The 24,519-nt window shown below is 67.7% G+C and carries 23 protein-coding genes; 9 read left to right on the forward strand and 14 right to left on the reverse strand.

The window, feature by feature from the left end; translation table 11 throughout:
- Window positions 1–4: 4 nt before the first annotated feature.
- The 5 genes from pabB to AC4EEO_RS00490 all read right to left on the reverse strand — a co-directional run bounded on the left by pabB (window position 5) and on the right by AC4EEO_RS00490 (window position 4,872).
- Window positions 5–2,095: an aminodeoxychorismate synthase component I gene (gene pabB, locus AC4EEO_RS00470; RefSeq protein WP_491339618.1), complete on the reverse strand. Its 2,091-nt coding sequence runs from the start codon at window positions 2,093–2,095 to the stop codon at window positions 5–7.
- Between the two features lie 19 nt (window positions 2,096–2,114).
- On the reverse strand, window positions 2,115–2,654 hold the full coding sequence (locus AC4EEO_RS00475) for a low molecular weight protein-tyrosine-phosphatase (protein ID WP_081624108.1): 540 nt from the start codon (window positions 2,652–2,654) through the stop codon (window positions 2,115–2,117).
- 132 nt (window positions 2,655–2,786) lie between these two features.
- Entirely contained in the window at window positions 2,787–3,410 is a 624-nt protein-coding gene (locus AC4EEO_RS00480) for a LysE family transporter (protein ID WP_133831915.1), read from the reverse strand.
- A 37-nt stretch (window positions 3,411–3,447) separates the two neighbouring features.
- Complete coding sequence (locus AC4EEO_RS00485; RefSeq protein WP_133831914.1) at window positions 3,448–4,266, reverse strand: methyltransferase domain-containing protein; 819 nt, start codon at window positions 4,264–4,266, stop codon at window positions 3,448–3,450.
- A gap of 69 nt (window positions 4,267–4,335) precedes the next feature.
- The gene (locus tag AC4EEO_RS00490; protein ID WP_491339619.1) at window positions 4,336–4,872 is read right to left on the reverse strand and encodes a MarR family winged helix-turn-helix transcriptional regulator; all 537 of its coding nucleotides are present in this window, start codon (window positions 4,870–4,872) and stop codon (window positions 4,336–4,338) included.
- A gap of 231 nt (window positions 4,873–5,103) precedes the next feature.
- On the opposite strand from AC4EEO_RS00490, the gene AC4EEO_RS00495 reads away from it, so the two are divergent.
- Window positions 5,104–7,305 carry an MMPL family transporter gene (locus AC4EEO_RS00495; RefSeq protein WP_491339620.1) on the forward strand — a complete coding sequence of 734 codons (2,202 nt, stop codon included), beginning with the start codon at window positions 5,104–5,106 and terminating at the stop codon, window positions 7,303–7,305.
- Window positions 7,306–7,308: 3 nt separating this feature from the next.
- On the opposite strand, the gene AC4EEO_RS00500 is transcribed toward AC4EEO_RS00495, so the two are convergent.
- A complete protein-coding gene (locus AC4EEO_RS00500; protein ID WP_491339621.1) occupies window positions 7,309–8,235 on the reverse strand; it encodes an NAD-dependent epimerase/dehydratase family protein in 927 nt (308 codons plus the stop codon).
- Between the two features lie 130 nt (window positions 8,236–8,365).
- On the opposite strand from AC4EEO_RS00500, the gene AC4EEO_RS00505 reads away from it, so the two are divergent.
- Window positions 8,366–9,133 carry a TetR/AcrR family transcriptional regulator gene (locus tag AC4EEO_RS00505; RefSeq protein WP_491330778.1) on the forward strand — a complete coding sequence of 256 codons (768 nt, stop codon included), beginning with the start codon at window positions 8,366–8,368 and terminating at the stop codon, window positions 9,131–9,133.
- 84 nt (window positions 9,134–9,217) lie between these two features.
- The gene (locus AC4EEO_RS00510) at window positions 9,218–9,511 is read left to right on the forward strand and encodes a hypothetical protein (RefSeq protein WP_018760751.1); all 294 of its coding nucleotides are present in this window, start codon (window positions 9,218–9,220) and stop codon (window positions 9,509–9,511) included.
- A 60-nt stretch (window positions 9,512–9,571) separates the two neighbouring features.
- Here AC4EEO_RS00510 and AC4EEO_RS00515 read toward each other — a convergent pair whose 3' ends face one another.
- Window positions 9,572–10,876 (reverse strand): MFS transporter, encoded by a 1,305-nt coding sequence (locus AC4EEO_RS00515; RefSeq protein WP_491339622.1) that lies wholly within the window; start codon window positions 10,874–10,876, stop codon window positions 9,572–9,574.
- Between the two features lie 96 nt (window positions 10,877–10,972).
- Between AC4EEO_RS00515 and AC4EEO_RS00520 the strand changes: the two genes are divergently transcribed.
- The 6 genes from AC4EEO_RS00520 to AC4EEO_RS00545 all read left to right on the forward strand — a co-directional run bounded on the left by AC4EEO_RS00520 (window position 10,973) and on the right by AC4EEO_RS00545 (window position 16,197).
- Complete coding sequence (locus tag AC4EEO_RS00520) at window positions 10,973–11,296, forward strand: ArsR/SmtB family transcription factor (RefSeq protein ID WP_109045519.1); 324 nt, start codon at window positions 10,973–10,975, stop codon at window positions 11,294–11,296.
- Between the two features lie 177 nt (window positions 11,297–11,473).
- Complete coding sequence (dnaK, locus tag AC4EEO_RS00525) at window positions 11,474–13,345, forward strand: molecular chaperone DnaK (RefSeq protein ID WP_018760754.1); 1,872 nt, start codon at window positions 11,474–11,476, stop codon at window positions 13,343–13,345.
- A gap of 2 nt (window positions 13,346–13,347) precedes the next feature.
- Window positions 13,348–14,040: a nucleotide exchange factor GrpE gene (locus tag AC4EEO_RS00530; protein ID WP_491339623.1), complete on the forward strand. Its 693-nt coding sequence runs from the start codon at window positions 13,348–13,350 to the stop codon at window positions 14,038–14,040.
- A gap of 176 nt (window positions 14,041–14,216) precedes the next feature.
- On the forward strand, window positions 14,217–15,188 hold the full coding sequence (locus AC4EEO_RS00535) for a DnaJ C-terminal domain-containing protein (protein ID WP_491339624.1): 972 nt from the start codon (window positions 14,217–14,219) through the stop codon (window positions 15,186–15,188).
- A 15-nt stretch (window positions 15,189–15,203) separates the two neighbouring features.
- Window positions 15,204–15,629 carry a heat shock protein transcriptional repressor HspR gene (locus tag AC4EEO_RS00540; protein ID WP_018760757.1) on the forward strand — a complete coding sequence of 142 codons (426 nt, stop codon included), beginning with the start codon at window positions 15,204–15,206 and terminating at the stop codon, window positions 15,627–15,629.
- Window positions 15,630–15,810: 181 nt separating this feature from the next.
- Window positions 15,811–16,197, forward strand: a complete 387-nt coding sequence (locus AC4EEO_RS00545; protein WP_018760758.1) for a hypothetical protein — start codon at window positions 15,811–15,813, stop codon at window positions 16,195–16,197.
- 60 nt (window positions 16,198–16,257) lie between these two features.
- Here AC4EEO_RS00545 and AC4EEO_RS00550 read toward each other — a convergent pair whose 3' ends face one another.
- The 7 genes from AC4EEO_RS00550 to AC4EEO_RS00580 all read right to left on the reverse strand — a co-directional run bounded on the left by AC4EEO_RS00550 (window position 16,258) and on the right by AC4EEO_RS00580 (window position 24,402).
- On the reverse strand, window positions 16,258–17,667 hold the full coding sequence (locus AC4EEO_RS00550) for an aldehyde dehydrogenase family protein (protein WP_491339625.1): 1,410 nt from the start codon (window positions 17,665–17,667) through the stop codon (window positions 16,258–16,260).
- Window positions 17,668–17,992: 325 nt separating this feature from the next.
- On the reverse strand, window positions 17,993–18,814 hold the full coding sequence (locus AC4EEO_RS00555) for an HpcH/HpaI aldolase family protein (RefSeq protein ID WP_208294401.1): 822 nt from the start codon (window positions 18,812–18,814) through the stop codon (window positions 17,993–17,995).
- Complete coding sequence (gene hpaH, locus AC4EEO_RS00560; RefSeq protein ID WP_491339626.1) at window positions 18,799–19,584, reverse strand: 2-oxo-hept-4-ene-1,7-dioate hydratase; 786 nt, start codon at window positions 19,582–19,584, stop codon at window positions 18,799–18,801. Before hpaH ends, AC4EEO_RS00555 begins: the two co-directional genes overlap by 16 nt.
- Window positions 19,585–19,586: 2 nt before the next feature.
- On the reverse strand, window positions 19,587–20,672 hold the full coding sequence (gene hpaD / locus AC4EEO_RS00565; protein WP_491339627.1) for a 3,4-dihydroxyphenylacetate 2,3-dioxygenase: 1,086 nt from the start codon (window positions 20,670–20,672) through the stop codon (window positions 19,587–19,589).
- Between the two features lie 30 nt (window positions 20,673–20,702).
- Complete coding sequence (gene hpaE / locus AC4EEO_RS00570; protein WP_109045525.1) at window positions 20,703–22,214, reverse strand: 5-carboxymethyl-2-hydroxymuconate semialdehyde dehydrogenase; 1,512 nt, start codon at window positions 22,212–22,214, stop codon at window positions 20,703–20,705.
- Between the two features lie 21 nt (window positions 22,215–22,235).
- Window positions 22,236–22,916 (reverse strand): GntR family transcriptional regulator, encoded by a 681-nt coding sequence (locus AC4EEO_RS00575; RefSeq protein ID WP_491339628.1) that lies wholly within the window; start codon window positions 22,914–22,916, stop codon window positions 22,236–22,238.
- Entirely contained in the window at window positions 22,909–24,402 is a 1,494-nt protein-coding gene (locus tag AC4EEO_RS00580; RefSeq protein WP_026264355.1) for a fumarylacetoacetate hydrolase family protein, read from the reverse strand. The genes AC4EEO_RS00575 and AC4EEO_RS00580 overlap by 8 nt, the downstream gene beginning before the upstream one ends.
- Window positions 24,403–24,519 lie beyond the last annotated feature (117 nt).

Below are 24,519 nucleotides of genomic sequence, written 5' to 3' on the forward strand. Positions count from 1 at the left end.
AGGGTCAGTCCTCCGGGAAGTCCGAGCCCAGGGTGGAGAGCACGCCAAAGGCCTTGGTGCGGATCTCGTCGTACTCGTCGTCCGGGTCGGAGTCCGACGTGATGGCACCGCCGACGCCGAGCGTCAGGTCCGCGGCTCCGTCGCCGGAGGCGTCGATCACCAGGGTCCGGATGGCGACGGCGAGGTCGGTCGCCGAGTTGAGCGAGAAGTACCCGATGGCCCCCGAGTAGAATCCGCGGGGCCCGGCCTCCAGCCGGTCCAGGATGGCCATGGTGCTGATCTTGGGCGCGCCGGTCATGGACCCTGCCGGGAAGCAGGCCGCCACTGCCTCAGCCCGGGCCGCCCCGGGGAGGAGCCGGGCGTCGATGGTGCTGACCATCTGGTGGACGGTGGCGTAACTTTCGATCGCGCACAGCCGGCTGACCGTCACGGAGCCGGGCACCGCAAAGTGGCTGAGATCGTTGCGCAGCAGGTCAACGATCATGATGTTCTCGGCGCGGTCCTTCACGGACGTGGCCAGGTCGGCGCGCAGTTGCGAGTCTTCCTGCGGATCGGCAGCCCGGCGGCGGGTGCCCTTGATCGGTTCGGCGCGCATGCCGCCGTCGGCTGCTATCTTCAGGAACCGTTCGGGCGAGGTGCTGGCGACGGAAAGGCCGCCCAGCCGCAGGTAACTGGCGAACGGGGCCGGGTTGCGGCGGCGCAGCGCGAGGTAGGTGGCCCAGGGATCCAGGGTCTCCGCCGGGATCCGGGCTTCCAGGGTGGTGGTCAGGCAGACTTCGTAGGTGTTTCCCTGCGCAATCTCGTGCTGGGCGGCCGCAATTTTCGCCCGGTAGCGGGCGCCCGTGTCCCGGCTGCGGAAAACGGGCGGGCCGGGGCGTCCGACGCCGGTGCTGCCGCCGGCATCCCCGGCGCCCACCGCTCCTGTGCCCACCGCTCCGGCGGGGCCCGCGGGGGTCGTGGCGGCTAAAGCGGCGGCCTGAACGGCTGCCCGTGCGCGGTCCAGCCACTCATCGGTGTCCGGCGCCGCAAGCGCCAGGAGCCAGGCGGTGCCTTCGGCATGGTCCAACACCACGGCCCGGCCGGCGAAGATCAGGGCGGCGTCCGGTGTGGGGGCGGAAAGGTCGCTGCCGCCGGTTTCGCGCTTGAGTTCGTAACCCAGGCAGCCAAGCCACCCCAGGGTGAATTCGCCCGGATAGCCCTCGGGAGTGCGGACCGCCCGCCGGCCCCAGACGGTGTTCAGCCAGCGGAAGAACGGGCCCGGAACCTTCGCCACGGACGAACCCGCGCTGATGAAGCCCACCCCCGCGCGGTGCGTGACATACTGCCCGAACGTGCCGGCGTCGTCCGCCATGATGCTGAACCGGCTGCGTTCGGCGGCCGGTGCGTCCCGGTGGTTGGAGGAGTCCAGCCAAACGGCGTTGGGGGAGCGGCCGTACAGGGATTCGAACAGGGCCGGTGCGTCCGGTGCCAGGTCCAGGCGCTCGGCGTGCAGGCGGAGGCCGCGGCGGGCGGACAATTCCGGGGCGAGCACCGGTGCCAGCGCAGGCAGGTAGGGGAGAAGCCGCAACAGGTCTGCGGGCGCGGAGCCGTCAGCGCGGTTGTTGACGCGCAGGTCCGCCCGGCCGGGGACATTGTCGCGGCCCAGCCATTCTTCCTCCTGGGCCGCCCACTGGTCCCAGAACGGCCTGTAGGTGTCGCCGTCGCGGTCCAGGGCCCGGGTCCGTCGGACGTCGTCCGGTGCCTCCGCCCAGATCACGGCGTTCAGGAACGGGCGGGCAGGCTCGGACGCTGCGCCCACGCCCTCCACGATGACGATCTCCGCCGGCAGCGTTACCCGGGCATCGCCGTCGTAATGGTTGGCCCAGTCCCAGCTGGTCCAGGTGGCGGCCTCGCCCCGGCTCAGCGGCGTGAGGACCGTGGACACATAGCGTTCGACGCCGGCCGCGAGCCCGTCCCAGCCCGGGTAGATGTCCTCGAGGTGGAACAGGGACACCTTGTGGTGGGCGCGGAGCAGCGCCGCGAGTTCGACTGCCAAGGTGGTCTTGCCTGCACCGGAGCGCCCGTCGATGGCGATGATGACGGGGGCTGGGCTCATGGACTAGAGCGTACCGTTTTCAGCGTGCCTGCCGCTGCAGTCCCGTGTCCCGCAGGGCCTCCGACTTGATGTGGTCCACGATCCCGGGAAGGGCGGAGTGGATCTGGTGCCAGACGGCGTCGAAATCGGCGTGGCCGCCGTACCAGGGATCCTCGATGCCCTGGTCCAGCCGGTCGCGGCCGGCCATGGCCGGGTCGAAGCTGCGGAGCATCCGGATCTTGTTCAAGGCATCCCGGCCCGGTGCTGCCTCGGTGAGCCAGGCGTAATGGTCGATGTCCAGGGCCAGGATCAGGTCGCGCTCGCTGAACCACCGCGGGTCCCACTCCCGGGCGACATGGTTTTCGGAGGCCAACTGTGCTGCCGCCAGCCGGCGGGCGGCCCGGGGATCGATGGGCCTGCCGGCCTCGTAGCCGGTGGTGCCGGCGGAGTCCACCTCCACCAGCCCGTCCAGCCCTTCGCGTTCCAGCGCTGCCGCGAGCATGAACTCGGCCATGGGGGACCTGCAGATGTTGCCGGTGCAGACGGTGATGACACGGTATGGGCTCGACGTTGAGTTCATGAAGCTAAGCATGCGCGCTGGTTGCCCGTCTTGGCTAGCGGGCTGTTCACAATGTTTTACGGGTTTGTAAATATGAATTACTGGCTGTCATATGGGGATGGCTTCCGTGTGGCTGTGCCCTTCGCCCGGCCGCTAGTGGATAAGGGCCAGCAGGATGCCAACGCCCACGAACAGGGTGCCGAAGACCCTGCTGAGGACGATTTGGCCCGGCTCGGTGCTGGTGAAGCGCTGGAAGGACCTGGCGGCCGCGGCGAAGAAGAACCACATCACCAGGATGTCGATGGCCACGATGGTGGCGGTAAGCACCGCGTATTGCGTGAACAGGGGTTGCTCGGGCCGGATGAACTGCGGTGTGAACGCCAGGAAGAACACGATCGCCTTCGGATTCAGCAGGTTGACCCAGAAGCCGCGCCGGAAGATGGACCACGCCGGTTCATCGCGCAGCGCGGCGGCCTCCTCCCGGGCGGCCGTGGGCTTGCTCAGGAACTGGCGGATACCCAGGTACACCAGGTACGCGGCGCCGGCGTATCGGATCACGTTGAAGGCCACGGGCGAGCTCGCCACCAGCACCCCTACGCCCAGGGCCACAATCAGTACATGCACCACCAGGGCCGCCTGCTGGCCCAGGATTCCCCAAATGGACCGTCGGAACCCCGCATTCAGCGAGTTACTCATGGTGTTGATGGCCCCGGCACCCGGGGTGAAGCTGATAAGGGCGCCGGCACCTGCAAGGGCCAGCCAAAGGGAAAATTCCACTCATCAATCCTAGGGGCGGCACGCCTCGGGTTCAGCGCTAGGCCCTGGCGATCACTTCGCCATTGGGGATCAGGAACCAGCCGTCGTCGGTGGAACCCCACCGGTGCCACCCCGCGGAAATCCTGGCCAGGTCCGCCGGGTTGGCGAACCCGTACTCCAGGGCCTGCTCCGCGAAGGCTGAATGCAGCACCCGCTCGCCCCACACCCGCGCCTGCCAGCGGCGCTGCTGGGCCGTCGCGTACAACCAGTTGCTGCTGCTGGGGGCGACGTCGCTGAACCCCGCGGACTGGGCCCAGCTGACCAGCCGGCGCCCGGCGTCGGGCTCTGCTCCGTTGCGGCGGGCAATCCGCTGGTACAGGTCCATCCACTCGTCCAGTTCCGGGATCGCCGGATACCAGCTCATCCCGTGGAAGTCCGCGTCCCGGACCGCCACGATGCCGCCGGGTTTGGCCACCCGGCGCATCTCCCGCAAGGCCTCCACCGGGTCCGTCAGGTGCTGGAGCACCTGGTGCGCGTGGACGAGGTCGAACGTTTCGTCCGCGAAGTCAAGGTCGTAGATATTGCCGGCAACAAATTCAACATTGGGAACGCCGCGTTCGGCGGCGAGGGCCTGCGCCTGGGCGATGACGTCCGGCGAGCGGTCCAGGCCGGTGACGTGCCCGGGGTTGACCAGCGCGGCAAAGTCGCAGGTGATGCTGCCGGGCCCGCAGCCGACGTCCAGCAGGGCTGTTCCCGGCGTAAGGTGCGGGAGGACGAACGCCGCGGAATTTTCGGCGGTCCGGGCGGCATGGGCGCGGACCACCGATTCGTGGTGGCCGTGCGTGTAGACGTCTTCCCCTGGCTGCTGCGCACTCATAACCAAACGCTACTCCCAACCGGGCTGCGGTTGGCGCTTCTTCGCGGCCAACACCACAAGCCCCGTGGCTTATCCGGGGTGGCCGCCCTTGGGTTTTTCTTCGTCGGATTCTTCCCGGGCCGCGGCGGTTGCCTCGACCATGGCGGTCATGAAACGGGTCACTGTTTCCAGTTCCGCCGCGGAGAACCCTGCCATGGCGCTGTCCATGTGCTGCGCCAGCGGGGCGAAGATGGCGCCGCCGTCCCTGAAAGCCTTGGGCGTCATCTTCAGTTGGACCTGGCGCCGGTCCGTGGCGTGCCGTTCACGGACCACATGCCCGGAATTGTCCAGCCTGTCGATCAGTGCCGTGGTGGCGGGGGAGCTCAGGTTGAGCTCCTTCCGCAGGACGCCGGGGGTTACCACCTCGCCCCTTGCCGTATGGCGCATGATCACCGCCAGGGCATTCATGTCTGTCCGGTGCATGTCCTTGCGGTCACCGGCCGCGTCCACGTACCGGTTCGCCTCGATGGTGAACTCCTGCAAAAGCCGAAGCAGGGGGTTCGGCGGGCCGAATTCCGGTCCGGCCTGGGGAAAGGACGGTGGACCTGATGCAGTCTGTCCTGCCATGCCCGCCTCCCTTCAGCCATTCGTGTTTGCGTTCGTGCCGGACCGTTCCTGCCGGGCCTTTTCCGCCCGACCGTACTGACGGATATTACTGCAGCAGCCTGAGGCCCGGCCCTGTCCGCGCTATCCGTACCGGCGGGACCGGAAAAAAAGCTCGACTGGCACTTATCTCCATGATGGAGATAATCTATGCTGGAATCAATCCTACTCGCGGCACCCTGGATGGAAGGCATCATGAAACGAACAAAAGTTGCCAAAGAGCGCGTCCCGTTCTGGCTGCGCTGGCTCATCCCCGTCGTCCTGGTCGTGACCTGGCTGGGACTGGCCGGGGTGGGCGGCCCCACGTTCGGCCGCCTCGAAGAAGTCTCCAGCAATGACCAGGCGTCCTTCCTGCCCGCCAGCGCCGAAGCGACCGAGGCGCAGGACTGGCAGGCAAAGTTCCGGGACTCGGACGAGGTGCCCGGCATCATCGTCATCGAAAACACCGCCGCCTTCACCCCCGCGCAGCTGGGCGAGCTGGCCACGCTCAAGACCAGCCTCGAAGGCCTCAAACTGGGCAGCGCCGTGATCGGCCCGATCCCCTCCAAAGACGCCAAAGCCGTCCAGTTCGTTGTCCCCATCGGGTCCTCCACCGAACTGAAGGACGCCGTCAAGGAGCTCCGTGACACGGTGTCCGCGGCGGCGCCGCAGGGAACCCAAACCTTCGTGACCGGACCGGCAGGGCTGGCCGCCGACCTTGCCGCCGCGTTCGGCGGCATTGACGGCATCCTGCTGCTCGTGGCCCTGTCCGCCGTCTTCGTGATCCTGCTGATCGTCTACCGTTCTCTGCTGCTGCCCATCATGGTGCTGCTGACCTCCGTCTTTGCCCTCTGCGCGGCCATCCTGCTGGTGTTCGGGATGGCCAAGGCAGGCTGGATCCAGCTCAACGGCCAAAGCCAGGGCATCCTGTCCATCCTGGTGATCGGCGCGGCCACGGACTACGCCCTTCTCTTCGTGGCCCGCTTCCGCGAAGCCCTCACCCACACCACCAACCGCACCGCCGCAGTCCTCACCGCCTGGAAGGCCTCGTTCGAGCCGATCCTGGCCTCCGGCGCCACGGTGATCATTGCCCTGCTGTGCCTGCTGTTCTCGGACCTCAACTCCAACAAGGCCCTCGGCCCGGTCGCCGCCGCCGGCATCCTGTGCGCCCTGTTCGCCGCGCTGACCCTGCTGCCTGCACTGATGGCGCTCCTGGGCCGGGCCGCGTTCTGGCCGTTCCGCCCCAAGCTCGTCCCCGCCGACCAGCGCGAACCCGAGCTGGTGACCGGGCTGGAAGGACAGAAAGGCCTGTGGCGCGCCACGGGTTCCCTGGTGTCCCGGCGCCCCAGGACCGTGTGGGTCGCGTCGGTCCTGCTGCTCCTGGTGGCGGCCGGCGGCCTGCTGCAGCTCAAAGCCAACGGCGTACCGCAAACGGACGTCATCCTCACGGCCTCCAACGCCGTTGACGGCCAGGACGCGCTGGCGCGCCACTTCGACGCCGGCAGCGGAAGCCCCGCCGTCGTGGTTGCGGACCAGGCCAAGGCCGCAGAAGTGCTGGACCGGGTCAAAGCGGACGACGGCGTGGGCGAGGCCTACCTCCTGGGGCCGGGCAGCGTGCCCATCACCGGAGCGCCGGGAGCTCCCAACACCCCGGACGTGAGGGACGGGAAGGTCCTGATCAACGCCACGCTGAACGACGCCGCCGACTCCCTGCAGGCTGAAGAAACCATCAAGGCCCTCCGCAGCGAGGCCAAGGCCGTGGATCCCGGCGCGCTGGTGGGCGGCGTGACCGCCACAGCCCTGGACACCAACACCACCGCCCAGCATGACCTCGTGGTCATCATCCCGGTGGTGCTCGTGGTGATCCTCTTCATCCTGATGCTGCTGCTGCGCTCCATCGTTGCCCCGGTCCTGCTGGTGCTGTCCGTGGTGCTGTCCTACGCGGCGGCGCTCGGCGTGTCCGCGTTCGTCTTCAACAACATCTTCGGGTTCCCCGGAGCGGATGCCACTGTCCCGCTGTTCGGCTTCGTGTTCCTGGTGGCCCTGGGCGTGGACTACAACATCTTCCTGATGAGCCGGGTCCGGGAGGAGTCGCTCAAGCACGGCACCCGGCCCGGGATCCTGCGCGGCCTCAGCGTGACCGGCGGGGTGATCACCTCGGCGGGCGTGGTGCTGGCCGCAACGTTTGCCGCCCTTGGCGTCATCCCCATCATGTTCCTGGTGCAGTTGGCCTTCATCGTGGCGTTCGGCGTGCTGCTGGACACCGTGCTGGTGCGCTCGCTGCTGGTACCGGCGCTCGCCTACGACATCGGCCCAAAGATCTGGTGGCCCGGAAAACTGGCCCGCGCCCAGGCCGGATCCGGCACCCGATCCCGGGAGTCCGGCCTCGAGCCCCGCACGGAGGTACCCACCCGCTGACGCTCAGTCCTGCCGCCACCATTCCACGGTGGCGGCGGCAGCCGCGTCCAGCGGGGTGGGCCGTATGCCAAGGATGGCCTCCGAACGGGCCGAATCCATCACGAACGGGTGCTCAAACTGGTAGCTGAGCTCCGCCAGTTCCCGCATGTCGGCGGAAAAGAACGCCGCCGCCCGCAGGGCCCAGCCCGGCAGGACGCGCACCTTGGGTGCCGGCACGCCCGCGGCCCGTGCAAAGGCACGAACCAGCTCCCGCTGCGTCAGGGCCGGGCCGGTGGGGGCGTGCCAGACCGAGTTCCAGGCGGCGGGGTTGGCGGCTGCGGCGACCATCGCTGCGGCCAGGTCCGGAACGTAGGTAAAGGAGTGCGGCTGGTTCGCGCTCCCCACCACGCTGACATTCCGGCCGGCGAGGATGGGGACCACGATGCGCTCGCCGCCGTGCGCCATCCGGACCCGCGGACCAAAGAAGTCCCCGGCCACCACGCTGACAGTTGCCGCAGCTGCGTCCTCCCTCGCCTGCAGCAGGCGGGTGCGCACGCCGCGCTTGCCGCCGGCCGCCCGGCGCGGGCTGTCCTCGGTCATCACGCGGTCCGGCTCGCTGTATGAATACAGGCTTTCCGGAAAGACGACGACGGCGCCTGCCTCGTGTGCCGCGTTCAACACCGCCTGCTCGGCTGCGGGCAATTCCGCCTCCCAGGCTGCGGCGGTGTAGGACGAGCCGTGGATGCAGTGGAAGACGGCATCGACACCGGCGAAGACCTGCCGCAGGGTTTCGGGATCCTTGGCGTCTCCCGTGATCCGCTCAACCAAGGGGTGGTCGGGTCCGCTGCCGGACCCGGTGACTACGCGGACGCGGTGTCCATCGGCCGCGAGCTGCTCGGCGACCGTCCAGCCCACCGGCCCCGCACCGGTGACGACGAAATTCTTGACCATGAGTCCTCCTGGGAAAAGTTTGTAGCGAGAGCGGTGCTCTCGCTTTCAGCATGGACCGGGTGTCGCAACCTTGTCAAGAGCACTGCTCTCCTTTGTTGGCACCGCTCTCGGTTGTGGCATGCTGGAGCCTGTGACGGACACAGAAAAAACGGACGCGACGGCGGCGCCGGCCCGGGCCCTGACGCCCAGGCAGCGGGCACGGACGCAGACCGTGGCCGACATCATCCGGCTGGGACGGCGCCACCTGGCCCTGCACGGGGCAGCGGCACTGTCCCTCAGGGCGGTGGCCAGGGACTTGGGGGTGGTCTCCTCAGCCGTGTACCGCTACGTGGAAAGCCGGGATGAGCTGCTGACGCTGTTGCTGATAGATGCCTTCAATGAGCTGGGGGACGAGGTGGACGCCGCCATCGGGGCGGTTCCAGTCGATGACCACGCCGGCCGCTTCACGGCCTTGGGCCGCGCGGTACGGACCTGGGCGCTTCGGGAGCCGGCAAGCTATGCGCTCCTGTTCGGCAGCCCGGTCCCCGGCTACAACGCGCCCGCCGAGCGGACCACGGTCCCCGGTACCCGGGTGATCGTCGCCCTGATTGGCATCCTGGAGTCTGCCTTCCGGGCCGGGCGGCTGGCCGTGGCGGATGCCGCGCGGGCAAAGATCCCCACCGCGCTCCAAGCTGACCTGGACACCATCCGGGCACAGTTCGGCCTTACCGTCCCCGAGGAACTCGTGGCCCGGGGAGTCCTGGTGTGGAGCGCATTGTTTGGCGCCGTCAGCTTCGAGGCCTTCAACCAGTACGGGCCGGATACCTTCAGCGTTCCGGCGGAACTTTTCGACCACCATCTTGCCGTCCTTGCCGGCGTGGCGGGGCTGCAGCTGCGCGCGTCCCGTGATGACGGGTAGGCCTGGCCCTGTTGGCGGCCAGGGGGCCTCGGTAGACTGCCAGTGCGCCCGCACGGACGCGGAGCCTCGAAGGAGAGATGCACCATGACTGAGAACCCTGAAGTTGCAGCCGAGGAACCACGCAAGGGCAGCAGCGCCCCGGGCCTGGAAGGGGAAGGTGGTCAGTACGTGGACGGGGACTACGGCGCTGCGGGCACCATCAACGAGCCGGAACGCGAAGCCGACGGCGAATACGAGGAAGGCAACTACGGCGACGCCGGAACCACGGGAGGCGCGCGCACGGAGGAAGCGATCCGCGACGGCCTGACCGACGGCCAGGTCCAGTCGACCGCGGAGGACCGGGGACCGTTGCACGGCCGCCCGGACTCCGACCGGTAAGGACCCCTCCCGGGCCGCTTCCTGTGCGGCCCGCTTCGCCCATTTATCGCAACGGCGCGGCTAGCGGCCCGCGGATTCCGGAACCGCTCCTGCGGCGACGTCTTCCGTGCTGCCCGAGTGGTTCCCGGCGTCCGGTGCCGCCACTGTGGCGTCCCCGGCCGGTTCGACGTCGCTGCTGCGGGCGCGGCTGATCGCAGCCACCGCGGCCAGGACCGTCACCAGCCCGCCATACGCGTAGGTGGTGACCGGGAGGGACAGCGCGGGGGCCAGCAGGCCGGCCAGCACTGCCGGAACGCCGAAAGCCGTATATGCCACCACGAAGAGCGAGGCGAAGGTGCCGGCGCGTTCGTGGTCCTCGACCAGGGGGCTGATGGACCGGATCACGCCCATGAACGCCGTGCCAAAACCTGCTCCGGCCACCACTACGGCAGCCAGGAACAGGCCAAACGAGCCCAGGCCGATGGCCAGCAGGGACAGCGCAGTTCCCAAGGCCAAAGCCGAGGTGCCGAAAATGGTGATGGTACGGGCTCCGAAGCGGTGCAGGACTGCAGCGGTGGCTGCTCCGGTGCCTGCCAGGATGGTGATCACCATGCCTTGCCACAGGTGCTCCCGGATGCCGAATGTGGCGTGGACGATCGCGGCGCCGAGCGAGAGGTACAGCCCGCCCGTGGCCCAGCCGGCAAAGACGGCCGGGGCGCCGGTGACGAATCCGCGGCGTGCGGCGGGTGGCAGGGTCAGGTGCGGCTTGAGCGAGGCCGCTGCCCCGGGCGTCCGGGGCGAGGTTTCGGGGGCGGCCCACACCAGTGCGGCGAACACCATGTACAGGACGGTCAGCGAAACGAACACCAGCGTGCGCGGCTCAGCCAGCAGGTCCAGCAGCAGACCGGATGCCAGGGCGCCCAGTGCCAGGCCGCCCAGCGGTGCCACGGTGTTCCAGGCGGCACTGGAGCCCGGGTCATCCTCTGCTTCCAGGTCCGCGATCGCGGCAGAGAGCGTGGTCAGCAGGATGCCGCTGGCGATGCCCTGCAGTACGCGGGCCACCAGGAGCATGGCCAGCGAATCGGCAACCAGGAAGGCCGTGACGCTGGAGGCGAGCAGGATGAAGGCTGCGCTGATCACCGGCCTGCGGCCCAAGTGGTCCGAAATCGAGCCGAAGACCAGCAGGGCTGCCAGCAGCGCCACGGCGTACACGGCAAAGATCCCGGTGGTTGCCACGGGCAGCAGGTGCAGCTGCTCCTGCAGTGTGGGGTAGAAAGGCGACGGCGCGCTGGCTCCGGCCATCATCGCTGCCGTGGCAGCCGCGATCAGGGCAAAGCCCAGCCGCCGGCGTGCCTCCTGGGGCCGGGCTGCGGGGGAGTGCGTCAAAACGTGCCGCCTTCTGCGTAGGGTGAATTTGGTTCGAAAATAGTCGAAACCTCAGCCTACTGGCAGTGACGCTAATGGTTCAACTAAAGTCGAACTGTGGCTACACCGGCGAACCTTCCCCATCCCGAACGCGCGGACCTCCAGTTGCCCAGCGTGCTTTTTGCCCTGAGTGACCCGGACCGGCTGGAGATCGCGCGCCAGCTTCGCGCCGGCCCCCTTGACATGGCCGAGTGTGCCCTGAGCAACCCGGACATGCCCAAGTCCACCAAGTCCCACCTGATGAAGGTGCTGCGCGAGGCCGGCGTGATCCGCAACGAGGCCAACGGCCGCGGCCGCCGTTTGACCCTGCGCACGGAGGATCTCGAGGCGCGGTTCCCCGGACTGCTTGCGGCGGTGCTGGATGCGCCCGCCCGCGACTGAAGCCTCCGCGCCGATGGCGACGGGCCGCCGTCGTCCGCCCTTCTTGTATGCCGTGAGCAAAGTTGAGCGTAGTTCGCTCAAGTTGTGTTGACATCTGGTGGCGCCTGAGTAGAGTTGAGTCGAGAACGCTCAATCATTGGGCGCCACCCAGTTTCCAAGGAAAGAAGGAAGCAACACATGTCACGTGCAGTAGGTATCGACCTCGGAACCACCAACTCCGTCGTCTCCGTTCTCGAAGGTGGCGAGCCCACCGTTATTGCCAACGCCGAGGGTGGCCGCACCACGCCGTCGGTCGTTGCATTCTCCAAGTCCGGCGAAGTCCTGGTCGGCGAAATCGCCAAGCGCCAGGCCGTCAACAACATCGACCGCACCATCGCATCCGTCAAGCGCCACATGGGCACCGACTGGACCGTCGCGATCGATGACAAGAAGTACACCCCGCAGGAAATCTCCGCGCGTATCCTCATGAAGCTGAAGAACGACGCCGAGTCCTACCTGGGTGAAAAGGTCACCGACGCCGTCATCACCGTCCCGGCCTACTTCAACGACGCCGAGCGCCAGGCCACCAAGGAAGCCGGCGAGATCGCAGGCCTGAACGTCCTGCGCATCGTCAACGAGCCCACCGCCGCAGCCCTCGCCTACGGCCTGGACAAGGGCAAGGAAGACGAACTCATCCTCGTCTTCGACCTCGGCGGCGGTACCTTCGACGTCTCCCTGCTGGAAGTCGGCAAGGACGAAGACAACTTCTCCACCATCCAGGTCCGCGCCACCGCCGGTGACAACCGCCTGGGCGGCGACGACTGGGACCAGCGCGTCGTCGACTACCTGCTGAACCAGCTCAAGGTCAAGGGCATCGACCTGTCCAAGGACAAGATCGCCCTCCAGCGCCTCCGTGAGGCAGCCGAGCAGGCCAAGAAGGAACTCTCCTCCTCCTCCAGCACCAACGTCTCCCTCCAGTACCTCTCCGTCACCCCCGACGGCCCGGTCCACCTGGACGAGCAGCTGACCCGCGCCAAGTTCCAGGACCTCACCAAGGACCTGCTGGAGCGCACCAAGAAGCCGTTCCACGACGTCATCAAGGAAGCCGGCATCAAGCTTTCGGACATCAACCACATCGTGCTGGTCGGCGGCTCCACCCGTATGCCCGCCGTCTCCGAACTGGTCAAGGAACTGGCCGGCGGCAAGGAGCCCAACAAGGGCGTCAACCCGGATGAGGTCGTCGCCGTCGGTGCAGCCCTGCAGGCCGGTGTGCTGAAGGGTGAGCGCAAGGACGTCCTCCTGATCGACGTCACCCCGTTGTCCCTCGGCATCGAAACCAAGGGCGGCGTCATGACGCACCTGATCGAGCGGAACACCGCCATCCCCACCAAGCGGTCCGAGACCTTCACCACGGCGGACGACAACCAGCCGTCCGTGGCCATCCAGGTCTTCCAGGGCGAACGCGAGTTCACCCGCGACAACAAGCCGCTGGGCACGTTCGAACTGACCGGCATCGCGCCGGCTCCGCGTGGCGTCCCCCAGGTTGAGGTCACCTTCGACATCGACGCCAACGGCATCGTCCACGTCTCCGCGAAGGACAAGGGCACCGGCAAGGAACAGTCCATGACCATCACCGGTGGTTCCAGCCTCTCCAAGGAAGACATCGACCGCATGGTCAAGGACGCCGAGGAGCACGCAGCCGAGGACAAGGCCCGCCGCGAGGCAACCGACACCCGCAACACGGCCGAGCAGCTCGCCTACTCCGTGGACAAGCTGATCGCCGACAACGCGGACAAGCTGCCCGAAGAGGTCAAGACCGAGGTCCAGGGCGACGTCGACAGCCTCAAGAAGGCCCTCGAAGGCACGGACGACGCCGCCGTGAAGGCCGCGTTCGAGAAGCTGCAGGCCTCGCAGACCAAGCTGGGCGAAGCCATCTACTCGCAGGCCGGTTCGCCGGACGGTGCCGGCGCTGCCGGTGCCGAGGGTGCCGCCGGTGCCTCTGCGGGCAGCAAGGCCGATGAGGACATCGTCGACGCCGAGATCATCGACGAAGACGAAGCGAAGAAGTAGCCATGCCGCACCACGGTAACGAGGAAGAGCACAACTCATCCGCGAACCATGACGCCAAGCAGGGCAACGGCGAACCGGTCATCCGGGACAACCGCAAGGTTGACCCGGTGACCGGCCAGGCCCGGCACCCCGGAGGCGGCCACGCTCCAGGCGCCGGCCACCAGCAGGGCGCTGCCGATTCCGATGGCGACGCACTGGCCCAGGCAGAGGAAATCCTCAACGGGGTGGACGTGCCCGCAGAGGAATCCGTGGCCCAGGGGGCTCCGGCCGCCGCCGGCAACGCAGAGGCCGCCGAACTGCGCAACGACCTGCTCCGCCTCCAGGCCGAGTACGTCAACTACCGCAAGCGGGTTGAACGGGACCGCGCCGTGGCCGGGGAGATGGCCGTCATCGGCGTCCTGAACTCCCTGCTCCCGGTCCTGGACGACGTCGACGCCGCACGGCAGCACGGCGACCTCACCGACGGGCCCTTCGCCGCGATCGCCACCAAGCTGGAGAACGCGCTGAAGACCTACGGCCTGGTCCGGATCAACGAGACCGGCGTGGAGTTCGATCCCACGATCCACGAAGCCCTGATCCAGCAGCCCGGCGAGGACATCGAGGTTGACACCGTCAGCCAGGTCCTCCGCTCAGGCTACAAATCAGGAGACCGCGTGCTCCGCGCCGCCCAGGTCATCGTCGCCGTCCCTGCGTAGCATTACCCCAACGCCTCCGCGGATGAGGGGGCCCCGCCCCTACGCTGGGTGGCTAACGATCTACGATCGTTAGCCACCCAGCTCCGGCAGGCCCGATGCCACTCCCGGGCCCCCTCATCCGCTCCGGCTTAGCGGTAATCTCGCCATACGCTTTTGTACTTTGAAAGGAAACGCCATTGGCTAGCCAGGATTGGGTGGACAAGGATTTTTACAAGATCCTTGGTGTTGCCAAGGACGCTTCCGAAGCCGACATCAAGAAGGCCTACCGGAAGCTTGCGCGGCAGCACCACCCTGATACCAATGCCGGGAACGCTGCTTCCGAGAAGAAGTTCAAGGACATCTCCGAGGCCTACTCGGTGCTCTCAGACCCTGACGAGCGCCAGCAGTATGACGCCATCCGCGCGATGGGCAGTGGAGCCCGCTTTGCCCCAGGCGGCGCCGGCGCCCCCAACGCCGGGTTCGAGGACATGTTCGGTGGCCTCTTCACGGGCAACACCGGGCGCCACTCGGGCGGGTTCAACCCGTCCGCAGGCGGCATCCCGCCCGAGTTCGCAGACCTGTTCGGCGGCTTCGGTGGTTCCCCCGGCTTCCAGCGCACGCCGCAGAAGGGAGCCGACCGCACCGCGTCCACCAGCATCTCGTTCGCCGGTTCCATCCGCGGCACCACCATCGGCCTGCGCGAGCCCAGCGGCGAGGTGATCGACGTCCGTGTCCCCGCCGGCATCAAGGACGGCCAGAAGGTCCGCGTCCGCGGCAAGGGCCAGCCGGGTGCGGCCGGCAACGGTGACCTGGTGGTGTCCGTCGCGGTCCAGCCGCATGCGTTCTACACACGCGACGGCGACAACCTCCGCATCCACGTCCCTGTCACCTTCCCCGAGGCTGCCTTGGGCGCGGACATCGAAGTTCCCACCATTGACGGCGACAAGGTCAAGGTCCGTGTTCCGGCAGGAACGCCGTCGGGCCGCACGCTGCGGGTCAAGGGCAAAGGCGTAAAGACGTCCAAGGCGACCGGTGACCTGCTGGTGACCATCGACGTCGCCGTTCCCAAGAATCTCAACAAGGACGCCGAAGCTGCGGTCAGGGCGTTCGCCGAGGCGACGTCGTCGGCGGACGTCCGTGAGGGCCTGGCAGCCAAGGCCCGGCTCTAGGAGCGGAGGTGAGCCGTGGACATCAGTGCTGACCAGCCGATCTTCGTGATCTCCGTGGCGGCCGAGCTTGCAGACATGCACCCGCAGACGCTGCGGCAATACGACCGGCTCGGCATCGTCAAGCCGAGCCGTGCCCCCGGGAAGTCCCGGCGCTACTCGCAGCGCGACGTCAACATGCTGCGGGAGGTGCAGCGGCTGTCCCAGGAGGGGGTCTCGCTGGAGGGCATCAAGCGCATCCTGGAACTTGAAAACCAGGTGGCTGCCCTCCAGAGCCGGATCGCGGAACTCACCGAGGAACTGGGGCGCCGGCCGCGGGCCGTGGACTCGCGCATCTTCGCGGCTGGTGCCGCCGGCGACGTCGTGAGCCTTTCCCGCGGGCAGCGGCCCCGGCCACGGTCGCAGGCCGTCATGCTGTGGCGGCCGCGCGCCATCGGCAAGTAAGTACAGCGGTTGGGCCCCTGCGAAAACTAGAGTACCCACTACTCGTGACCCCAAAGCCTCCCGAACCTTGAATGGAACCATCGCCGGATCAGCGGCGGTGGTTCCGCAAGTTCTGGGGGTTTTCCGTGTTTGGTGCAGTCAGCAACGGTGTCAACCGCAAGGCCCGGCCATGAGCCCGGGCATGGAGTCCGTCGCGGCATTCAGCGGCTCAATGCAGGGCCAGATGCTCCTGGCCCTGGGGCAGACCATTGTGGTGGTCTGCGTCTGCTTCGACATGGTCCGCGAACTGTCCGTCCCGAGGTCGCACCGCCGCTATGTGGCCAGTACCGTGTTCCGGACACTGGCCATCCCGTCCATCGTCGCCAACGCACTGACGGTCTTCGTGGCCCTGGTGATGGCCTCCTGGGTGGATGTGGTGATGGGCATGTTCGTGCTGGTGGCCATCGTCTTCCGGTTCCACCACAACCAGGACGAGGACAACTGGTGGAAAGGCAAGGGCAGGAAGCTCGCCCGCTGGGCCCGCCGGCAGTTCGCCGGCCGGACCGCTGCCGCCCCGGCCCTGGGATAGCCCCGCAAAGCCCCGGGAGCCCGGCATCGGCAACCTGCGTGCCGGGCTCCCGCTTCAACCTCAGCCGTTGATGACCTGCGGTACCCCGAGTGCTTTGAGCCCTTCCACGCCGAATTCGACGCCGTAGCCGGACTGCTTGGCCCCGCCGAAGGGGATGCGGGGATCCACGGCACCGTGCCGGTTGATCCACACGGTCCCGGCCTGGATGCGGGCGGCCACCTCGCGCGCGGCGGCCAGGTCCCGGGACCAGACCGAGGCGCCCAGTCCAACGTCGAGGGCGTTGGCCCTCTCCACTGCTTCGTCGATGGTGCTGTAGCGGATGATTGGCAGGGCGGGGCCGAACTGTTCTTCGGCGACGAGCGGGTTGTCGTTGTCGATGTCCGCCACCAGGGTGGTGGGGTAGAAGTACCCGGGCCGGCCGGTGTCCGGGTTCCCGCCCAGCAGGATGCGTGCGCCGGAAGCCTTTGCCGCCTCCACAAGGTTCGCGACGACGTCGTACTGGGCCTTGTTCTGCAGCGGGCCCAGCACGTTGTTTTCGTCCAGGCCGTTGCCCATCGGCATGGCCTTGGCGACGGCGGTGAGTTCCTCGCAGACGGCGTCGTAGATGTCGCTGTGGACGTAAAGGCGCTTGAGGGCGGCGCAGGTCTGGCCGGTGTTGATGAAGGCGCCCCAAAAGATGTCCTGGGCGATGGCCTTGGGGTCGGCGTCGGGCAGGACGATGCCGGCGTCGTTTCCACCCAGTTCCAGGGTGAGCCGCTTAACGGTGTCCGCGGAGGACTTGATGATGGCCCGGCCGGTGGCGGTGGAGCCGGTGAACATGACCTTGCCGATCGCCGGGTGTTCGGCCAGCCGGGCGCCGACGTCGCGGCCGCCGGAGACCACGGTCAGGAGGCCTTCGGGGAGTTCCTCATTAATGACCTTGGCCAGCGCTAGGACGGAAAGCGGTGTGTACTCGGAGGGCTTCACCACGATGGCGTTGCCCATGCGCAGTGCGGGCGCGAGTTGCCAGACGGTGATCATCATGGGCCAGTTCCAAGGCCCGATCGCGCCCACCACGCCGATGGGCCGGTAATGCAGCTCAGCCCGGGTTTCGCCGTCGTCCACGATGGTTTCCGGCTCCAGCGGCAGGCCGGCCGTGGCACGCAGCCACGCCACGCAGGCGCCCACCTCGAACCGGGCGTTGGGGCCGTTCAGTGGTTTGCCCTGCTCACGGGAGAGCAACCGGGCCAGTTCCTCGGCGGAACGCTCGACGGCGTCTGCTGCCTTCAGGAGCGCAGCGGACCGGGCCTCATGGCCCAGCGCAGCCCAGGCCGGCTGCGCGGCGACGGCCGCGGCCACGGCGCTTTCAAGGTCTTCGAGGCCGTGGACGGGAGCTTCGCCGACCGGCTGGCCCGTGGCCGGATCGAGGATGGTCCGGCCGGCGCCGGCAGCGGGGGCAATGGACGCGAGGAGCGCATCGTAGGTTTCCAAGGGGTACTCCACTTCGAGTAGTCAAGGGCGCCAGCCGGGCGGCATAGCGGGTTGCTCCCAGTCTGGTTGAGAGCCCCGTCCCGCTCTTGTCTGTGTGCGCAGAGCCCTTGGACGGCAGCGAACGCAATGTCACGCCAAGCACGTTTTTGCGCAACAGACAGTGGCGCGACCCCGTGTTTCCTGGGTCCCGCCACCGAAGTTGGCCCTAAAGGCTGCCGTGCGTGACGCCGCCGCCCCTTCGGTATTCGGTGTTGTTGGCGGGCTCGCAACCTACCGGGGAAGCGCAGAAGCCACTGTCATGAAAGAAATCCTTGGGGAACAGACGTCAGTAGCTGGCAGGGGTGTCGCCGTCGACGGGTTTGATGTAGTTGGCGGCGAGGGCTTCGGAGCCGCGGGCCAGGAGGGCGACGTCGGCGCCGACCAGGATGAAGTCCGCGCCACACGCCAGGTAGTGCTGGGCGGTGTCGGGGTTGAAGGCGTTGACGCCCCCGGGTTTCCCGGCCGCCTTGGCAACGGACAGGCAGTGTTCGACGGCGGCGCGCACCTCGGGGTGTTCCTGCTGTCCCAGCAGGCCCATGGAGGCGGCGAGGTCGGAGGGGCCGACGAAGATGGCGTCCACGCCGTCGACTTTGAGGATGTCCTCCACAGCCTCGACGGCCGCCGTCGATTCAATCTGGACGGTGACGCTGATGGTCCCGCTGGCCCGGGCGAGGTAGTCCGGGACCCGGTTCCAACGGGCGGCACGGGCCAGGGCCGAGCCAACCCCACGGACGCCCTGGGGCGGGTACCGGGTGGCCGCCACCGCGGCTTCGGCTTCCGCCACCGAATTCACCATGGGGATCAGCAGGTTCTGCACGCCGAGGTCCAGGTACTGCTTGATCACCACAGTGTCGTTCACGGGCGGCCGGACCATGGTGTGCACCGGGTAGCCGTGGATGGCTTGCAGCTGCCCCAGGATGGACTCGAGCCCGTTGGGGCTGTGCTCGGCGTCCACCAGGAGCCAGTCCAGGCCCGCACCCGCGCAGAGCTCGGCCACCAGCGGGCTGCCGGAACACACCCACATCCCGGCCAGTGGCCGGCCTGCCTTTCCCTTTTGCCTTTGCGCGGCCAGCGCGGAGCGGAAGGTGTCTTCTATTCGAAGCGGCATGTCACAGCTCCCAGGAGTCCGTAGTCGGCGTGTACCGTATCGCCCTTGTAGACCCAGAGCGGACGGGTGAAGGACCCGGCCAGGATGATGTCGCCTGCCTTGAGCGAGTCCCCGTGCGCGGCGATCTTGTTGGCCAGCCAGTGGACCCCGTTGGCGGGGTGGTCCAGGACGCCGGCGGCCACACCGGTTTCCTCCACGGTCTGGTTCTTGTAGAGGATCGCGGAAACCCAGCGGAGGTCCACGGCGTCCGGCTTCACGGGCCGGCCGCCGATTACCATGGCGCCCATGGCGGCGTTGTCGGAGATGGTGTCCACGATGGTCCGGCCCTCCATCTCGATCCGGGAGTCCAGGATTTCGAGGGCCGGAACCACGTAGTCCGTGGCCTTCAGGACATCGAAGATGGTCACGCCCGGGCCTTTGAGTCCGTCCTTGAGGACGAACGCCAGCTCCACCTCCACGCGCGGGTGGGTGTACTGGTCCCACCGAACGGAGCAGCCGGTCTCCAGCACCATGTCATCGAAGATGGCGCCGTAGTCCGGTTCGGTGATGCCGGTGGCGGCCTGCATGGCCTTGGACGTGAGGCCGATCTTTCGCCCCACCAGGGTCCGGCCGGCGTCCTCGTTGCGGCGCCGCCAGAGCTGCTGCACCGCGTAGGAATCCTCCACCGTCATCTCCGGGTACCGGGCGGTCAGGCGGGGGACAGGGGTGCGGGTCCGGCCGGCTTCCAACAGCTCGTCCGCGATGGCCTCAATCGTCGTGGGCTCCAGCATGGCTAGACCTGGACTCCCAGCTTGAAGCCCGTCCGGTCGCCTTCGGGCGAGCCGTCCTTGCGGGTGTAGGAGAAGCCGTCGGCGCCCACGGTGACGGCCATTTCGGACTTTTCCTCGCGGATGATGACCGGCTGTGGGTTGCCGTCCAGGTCCAGGACCAGGGAGGCCTTGGTGTACCAGGACGGGACCACTGGGTTGCCCCACCAGTCGCGGCGCTGGTTGTCGTGGACGTCCCAGGTGATGGTGGGGTTGTCCGGGTCGCCGGTGTAGTAGTCCTGGGTGTAGATCTCAATGCGGTGGCCGTCCGGGTCCAGGATGTAGAGATAGAACGCGTTGGACACGCCGTGGCGGCCGGGGCCGCGTTCGATCCGGTCGCTGATGCGCAGGGCGCCCATCTTGTCGCAGATTTGGATGATGTTGTGCTTCTCGTGCGTGGCGAACGCGACGTGGTGCATGCGCGGGCCGTTGCCGCCGGTCAGGGCGGTGTCATGGACGGTCTGCTTGCGGTGCATCCAGGCGGCGTAGGTGACGCCGTCGGCATCCTTGATGTCCTCGGAGACGCGGAAGCCCAGGTCCTCCAGGTATGCCCGGCCGCGCGGGACGTCCGGGGTGACCTGGTTGAAGTGGTCCAGGCGGACCAGTTCACCGGCGGAGTATAGGTCGTAGCGCTGGGTGAGCCGCTCCACGTGCTCCACGTCGTAGAAGAACTCGTACGGGAAGCCCAGCGGGTCCTCCACGCGCACGGAGTCGCCCACGCCCTTGGTGAAGCCGTCCTTGCGGCGTTCCACCCGGCAGCCGAGTTCGCGGTAGTAGGCCTCGGCGGCGTCCACCTCGGCGGGGGACTTCACCCGGTAGGCGAAGGCGGCGACGGCGGCGATGGGTCCCTTGCGGAGCACCAGGTTGTGGTGGATGAACTCCTCCAGGGACCGCAGGTAGATCGCGGTGTCGTCTTCCTCGGTGACGTGCAGGCCCAGGACGTCGACATAGAACTCGCGGGACCTGGCGAGGTCGGTGACCACGATCTCCATGTAGGCGCAGCGGACAATGTCCGGTGCCGGGACGGTGGGGGTGGGAACGAAGTTGGTCATGGGATTCTCTCTTCTTTGAAAGGGGGCTGGCTAGGCGCCGAATTTGGGGGTGTGGACGGTGCCGAGGGTGATGTGCACGGCCTGCTGGTCGGTGTAGAAGTCGATGGAGCGGTAGCCGCCCTCGTGGCCCAGGCCGGAGGCCTTGACGCCGCCGAAGGGGGTGCGCAGGTCGCGGACGTTGTGGCTGTTCAGCCACACCATGCCGGCTTCGACGTTCTGCGAGAAGTTGTGGGCGCGGGTCAGGTTCTGGGTCCAGATGTAGGCGGCGAGCCCGTACTTGGTGTTGTTCGCCAGGGCGAGGGCCTCCTCGTCGGTCTCGAACGGGGTGATGGCCACGACGGGTCCGAAGATCTCCTCCTGGAAGATCCGGGCGTCAGGGGCGACGTCGGCGAACACCGTGGGTGCGATGTAGTTGCCTTCGGGCAGGTGGTCGGGGCGGCCGCCGCCGGCCAGGAGCCGGCCTTCGGACCTGCCGATCTCCACGTAGGAGGCCACCTTCTGGTAGTGCTCGGGGTGGACCAGGGCGCCCACCTGGGTCTTGGGGTCGTGCGGATCGCCCACCACGATGTTCTTTGCCCGGGCGGCGTACTTCTCGCAGAATTCGTCGTAGATGGCGCGCTCAACCAGGATGCGTGAGCCGGCGGTGCAGCGCTCGCCGTTGAGGGAGAAGACTCCGAACAGGGCGGAGTCGATCGCGGCGTCCAGGTCGGCGTCGGCGAAGACGACGCAGGGGGACTTGCCGCCGAGCTCCATGGACAGGCCCTTCAGGTTCGCGGCGGCGTTGCGGAAGATGGTCTGGCCCGTGGTGGTCTCGCCGGTGAAGGAAATCAGGGGAACATCAGGGTGCTTGACCAAGGCGTCGCCGGCTTCTTCGCCGAGCCCGTTGACCAGGTTGAAGACGCCGTCCGGCAGGCCCGCCTCCTTGAAGATGGTGGCCCACAGGGAGGCGGACAGCGGGGTGAACTCGGCCGGTTTGAGGACCACGGTGTTGCCGGTGGCCAGGGCCGGGGCGAGCTTCCAGGACTCCAGCATGAACGGCGTGTTCCACGGGGTGATGAGGCCGGCCACGCCGATCGGCTTGCGGTTGACGTAGTTGATCTGCGAGCCGGGGACCTTCATGGCGTCGTCGAACTGGGCCACGATCAGGTCCGCGAAGAACCGGAAGTTCTCCGCCGCACGGAGGGCCTGGCCCTTGGCCTGGGTGATGGGCAGGCCGGTGTCGAACGTTTCCAGTTCGGCGAGCCGGGCTTCCTGGGCCTCGACGGCGTCGGCGATCCGGTTCAGGATGCGGGCGCGTTCCCGGGGCTTCATCTTCGGCCATGGGCCGTTCTTGAAGGCTTCGCGGGCCGCGGCGACGGCGAGGTCGATGTCCTCTTTCTGGCCGGCGGCGGCGGTGGCGTAGTTCCGGTTGGACACCGGGTCCAGGACGTCGAAGGTCGCCCCGCCCACGGAGTCCACGAACTTCCCGTTAATGAAGTGCTGGATATGGGTGGGCAGGTCCTCAGGGACGTAGTGCGTGCTGGTTTCTACCGAGGTCGTCATCGTTGAAGTCCTATCTGGGGGTCAGGGGTTGTTGGCCTGGGCGAGGTAGGCGTCCAGGGTGGCGGAGCGGTGGAGCCGGGCCGCCTTTTCGATCTGTTCTGCGTCCGCGCCTGTTTCGATGAGCTTCAGCAGGTTCTCGTGTTCCTCCACGGAGTCGCGGGCGCGGCCGGGGACAAAGCGGAAGGTGGAGGACCGGAGCGAGGCGAGCCGGTTCCAGCCGCGGTGCACCAGGTCCAGGATGTGCGGGTTGGGGCAGTGCTCGAACAGGACGCTGTGGAAGTCCTGGTTCAGCCGGGTGAACCGGACAGGGTCGAAGTGGTCCAGGCACTCGAGCATTTCCTGGTTCACGGCGCGGGCCCGGGCGATGGCCGCCGGGTCGATCAGCGGGGCCGAGAGGGCTGTGGCGGCACCCTCGACGATGCTCAGGGTCTGCATCGTGTAGAGGTATTCGGTGGGGTCGATGCCGGCCACGGTGGCGCCGACGTTCCGCTCGAACGTCACCAGGCCCTCGGCCTCCAGCCGGCGGATGGCTTCCCGGACCGGGACCACGCTGACGCCGAGGTCCTTCGCAATGGAACCCAGGACCAGGCGGTAGCCCGGCGTGTAAGTGCCTTCCACGATGCGGGCCTTGACGGCCTGGTAGGCCTGCTCGGACTTGCTGCCGGGAGTGGCAGCGGGGAGGTCGGTCGCCGTGTCAGTCATTGGCCTGCCCTTCCCATGCCTTGTACTTTGCCTGCCACTCTTTGTTCATCGGGTAGAGCCCGTCAACGCTGTTGCCTTGCTTGACCATCTCGAAGATGAAGGCTTCTTCCTTTTCCTGCTGGATGCAGTCCTCAACGAGTTCTTCGGCGATGGCGGGCGGGATCACCAGGACGCCGTCGGAATCGGCCACGATGATGTCGCCGGGCTGGACAGTGGCGCCGCCGCAGGCGATGGTGATGTCGGTGTCCCACGGGATGTGCCGGCGGCCCAGCACGGCCGGGTGCGGGTTGGCGAACCATGTGGGCATGTCCAGGCCGGCTACCGCGGTGTAGTCGCGGACGCCGCCGTCGGTGATGATGGCTGCGGCGCCGCGGACCTGGGCGCGCAGGGCCAGGATGTCGCCCACCGTGCCGGTGCCTTTTTCGCCGCGGGCTTCCATCACCAGGATTTCGCCCTCGTTGACGGAATCGATGGCGCGTTTCTGGGCATTGAAGCCGCCACCGTGGATCTTGAAGAGGTCCTCGCGGTTGGGAACATAGCGCAGGGTCCGGGCCAGGCCCACCACGCGGCGGTCCGGTCGGGTGCCCTGAAGGCCGTCGATGCTGACGTTATTAAGGCCGCGCTTACGCAACTGTGAGGACAGCGTGGCGGTGGCAACGGATTCGAGCTTGGCTTTCAGCTCCGGGGACAGGGCCGGCGCGACGGCGGCAGGAGCCTGGGCTTGTTCAGCAACGGGTGCCAGCCCGGCGGCCTCGCGGGAGCCATAGGCTTCCTCCCGCTGCAGGTCATCCACCTTGGGCTGGGCACCAAAGTCGGCGAACGTCGTCGTGCCTTCCTCAACGGTGGTGACCAGCCGCCCGGTGCTGAGGCTGCCGTCGATAGTCTCCACTTCCACTTCCAGGACGTCGCCGGGCTTCGCCACGGACGCCCCTGCCGGGGTGCCGGTAAGGATGAGGTCCCCTTCTTCGAGGGTGAGCAGCTGGGACAGGTCCGCCACCAGGCGGGCGAAGGGGAAGAGCAGGTCCCCGGTGGTGTCGTCCTGGACCAGTTCACCGTTGTGCCAGGTGCGGATGCGCAGTTTTGAAGGGTCGACGGCGTCTGCCGGAAGAAGTGCCGGGCCCACGGGGGTGAACCCGTCGCCGCCCTTGGACCGGAGGTTGGAGCCCTTGTCCGCCCAGCGCAGGTCATAGACGCCGAGGTCGTTGCTGGCGGTGACGGCGGCAACGTGGCTCCAGGCGTCCTCGATCGAAACGCGGCGGGCGGCCTTGCCGATGATGAGCGCAATTTCGCCTTCGTAGCCGAGCAGTTCGCAGCCGGCCGGGCGCTCCACGGGGCTTCCGCTCAGGGCCAGCGAGCTCGAAGGCTTGAGAAAGTAGGACGGCTGCGCCGGCGTGCGGCCCCGCTGGGCAGCGCGGCTGGGGTAGTTGATGTGCACCGCGACCACCTTGCGGGCTGCTGCCAGGGTGTCGCCGTTGACCTGCTCCAAAGCCTTCTCCTCATCAGGTACGAAATCGTATACGATCACTATCACGCATGCTGCCGCATCCGTCAACCCCCGGAATTCCGCTGGTACCCGGGCGTCCCCGGCGGTACTTGTCGCCCG

Source organism: Pseudarthrobacter sp. MOO13, from assembly GCF_058267655.1.